The sequence below is a fragment of the Mycobacterium sp. genome (assembly GCF_035603715.1).
In the GTDB taxonomy this organism is placed as follows: domain Bacteria; phylum Actinomycetota; class Actinomycetes; order Mycobacteriales; family Mycobacteriaceae; genus Mycobacterium.
In genome coordinates this window covers 1-3244 of the sequence record NZ_DATNJW010000293.1, presented here as the reverse complement: position 1 = coordinate 3244, position 3244 = coordinate 1, and the positions used below count along the sequence as shown (strand labels likewise).

General features: G+C 65.8%; 1 pseudogene. It reads left to right on the top strand.

Annotated features, from left to right (window positions below):
- A pseudogene (locus VN856_RS12080) lies at window positions 1-3244 on the top strand (ATPase); the annotation flags it as partial.

The window sequence follows — 3244 nt, the reverse complement described above, 5'->3', positions numbered from 1 at the left end:
CAGTCGCTGCTGGCCGAACTGCCGTCGATGCGGCGTATGCGGTTGCACCAGCGGATTGCCACGACGCTGGAGGACGAGCCCGGTGCCGACGACGAGCTGCTCGCTGAACTGGCTCACCACTATTTCGAATGTGCGTGGGCGGGCAACGCGGCCAAGGCCGTTGAGTATTGCCGGCGTGCGGCGGACCAAGCGATGGCCCGCCTCGCCTACGAAGGTGCGGCGGATCTTTACGACCACGCGGTGCACGCGCTGGACGAGATCGATGACGAGCTGCCCGACCGTGACGACCAGGTCGCCGATCTGCTCGTGGCACGCTGCGAGGCTCTGCTCGCCGCCGGTGATGTGGCGTCGGCAGCAGGCGCGGTCTCCCAATTGCAACAAGCGACAGTCGATTCCGCGCGGCTAGCGGCGTGGGCGACATGCTTTGACGGGCAGCTCTCGGTGTTGGTCCATCCCGAGCGACTGGACGACGTGGAAGCCGCATTGGACGCTGCCGCGCAGAAACTGGCCGAAATCGACGATGCCGCAGGGGAAGCCAAGGCGCATACCGTCCGCGCCACCTGCCTCGCCCGGCTCGGGCGAGTTGGCGACTGCGAAGTCGCCTTGGACGATGCTCTGACGGCGGCGCGGCGCGCGCGTGATCACCGCCGCGTGAACGCGGTGCTGGCCGGCGCCCCACTTGCTGCGCTGTGGGGCCCGAACCCGGTTCCACGCGCGGGCGGGCGGTGCCTTGACGTGGTGCGGCTGCTGCGGATCACGACCGACTCACCGGCGGTCGAAGCGACGTCGACGCGGTGCCAGGCTGTACTGGAGGCCTTCCGCGGCCGCGATGCGGCAGCCCGACGGATGATCGACTCGGCCCGAAGGACGGTCACCGAACTCGGGCTTCGCCATGCGCTTCTGGAGGTCGAGCAGTTCGCCGGCATCGTGGAGCTCGTTTTGGGCGATCCGGCCGCGGCCGAGCCGCATCTTCGTCAGGCCTGCAACGGATTTCGTCGGATGGGTCTGGACGCCGATACCGCCGAGACCGCTGCGTTACTCGGTCGCGCGTGTCTGGCACTCGATCGGGATGCCGAGGCCGACGAATTATGCGCGGAGAGTGAGCGACTCGCAGGACACGCGCTGAAGGCATCAATCGCCTGGCGCACACTTCGGGCGCAGTTGCTGTCGCGCAACGGCGAACACGATGAGGCTCGACGCGTTGCACAGGCCGCCATCACTCTTGCCGAGCGTACCGACGGGTTGGTCGATCACGGCGATGCCTGTCTGTCATTGGCAAGGGTGTTGGGTGCGGCCGGCGACGCCGCCGGCGCGCGAGCCGCCGCCGAACGCTCGGCCAACCTGTATGAGCGGAAAGGTGCTGCGGCGCTGGCCGATAAGGCGCGCGCCGTCCTCGACGCGCGTGTCGAGGTAAGTGCCCCGACTCCACCCGAAGCACCCGTTGTCGCGACTCGCACCGCGGCCGTCCGCGCAAGTGAACGCGTGATGGCCGCTGTTGATCGCGAGGCGTGGGATGAATTCGAGCGGCTGTTCGCGCCCGACAGCGTTATCGAGAGTCGGCGGAAGGTCATCGGCTTTACACAGAGCGACGTACCTTCCGACGGGGTGATGCGCCAGACGCGGCTCGACCTCGAGGCGGGGACCATACGGGTGAACCATGTCGTTCTTGCCGTGCGCGGCGAGCACCTGGGTCTCGCTCGAGCGGAGGTGGGCACTCCAGACGCGAGCCCTGGGGCGCCGCAAGACGTACTTCTCCAGGTATACGGCGTTGACGAGCAGGGTCGAATCAATTTGCAAGTCTGGTTCGACCTCGAAGACATGGACGCCGCGATTGCCGAACTCGACGCCCTGCACGCCCGATTCGAGGAAGAACGCTCACAAGCCCCACGCCGTTTCGGTGCGCGCGAACTTCCTTCTGCTCCAATGTCGCCCGAAATACCGAAGGCCGAGCTGGACAATGCGTGCGTACGAGCAATCGGCCGCCTGTGGGATGCTTTCGATCGCGAAGCGTGGGATGAGGTCGAGGGGCAATTCGCTACCGAGATCGCCGCCGAACACCGCCGGAAGATAGTCGGCTTCTCCCCCATAGCCCTCACGCCTACCGATTGGGCAAGCCGAGTAAGGCATATTCGCGACGATGTTGGCGGCGTGCGGCACAGTCGCGCAGTGGTCGCCGTACGGGGGGACCGCCTTGCTCTCATCCGGTTCGAGATCGGCACTGCTGACACGAGTCCGGGCGCACCTCAGGAACAGCTGCTACATCTTTACGGCCTCGACAACGACGGTCGCATCTCGCTGTTCGTTGTGTTCGACACCGAAGACCACGATGCCGCGATCGCCGAACTCGACGCCGTGCACGCCCGATTCGAGAATGAACGCTCACAAGCCCGGCGCCTGGAGAACGCGGCCAGCCAGGTAACCGAGCGCCTCCAAGCGTACTTCGCGGCCCGCGACTGGGATGCCATGGCTGACACATTGGCCGCCGACATTTCCATGGACGATCGTCGGCGGGTGGTGGGCGCGGGACGTCGACAGGGCCGCGATGCCGTGATCACCGAAATCTCGGCGCTCGCCGAGATCGGGGTCACGAGCATGACGCCAGAGGTCATCGCGATCCGTGGCAGGCACCTCGTCCTCAGTCGACTCCGATCCTCAGGCCGCGACCAACGACCTGATGCGTTCCGCACCGATGTCCTTGACGTACTCGAGATCGATGCCGAGGGCCGGGTCGTGGCGCGCGTCGTGTTCGACCCCGATGACTTCGACGCCGCCATCGAGGAGCTCGATGCCCGCTACCTTGCCGGCGAAGCGGCCGCCTACGTGCGCACTTGGTCCGTGATCACGACGGCCTACTCCGCGCTCAACCGGCGTGAGATGCCCCCGACGACACCAGATTGGGTCAACATTGACCACCGGCGTGGAACGTCTTTTGCGCCTGGACAACTGCCCGCATTACTCGCCTCGTGGAGGCTTGCATCCCAGGTGAGCAGCTCCATCGAGGCTGTCCATCGGCTGAACAGCATTGGGGCAGTGGTCAGCTCGGTGTCGGGCGAGACTTCAGAAGAGGGCACCGAAGCCGAGTGGCGAAGTATCTGCGTTCTCACGGTCGATCGAGACTCGGTCGACCGGTTAGAGGTTTTCGAGGAGGCGGATCTCCCAGCAGCGATCGCGCGGTTTGAGGAACTCGCCCAGCCGGTGCAGCGACTGGAGAATGCGGCGTCGCGCGTATTCGAAAACGAATGGT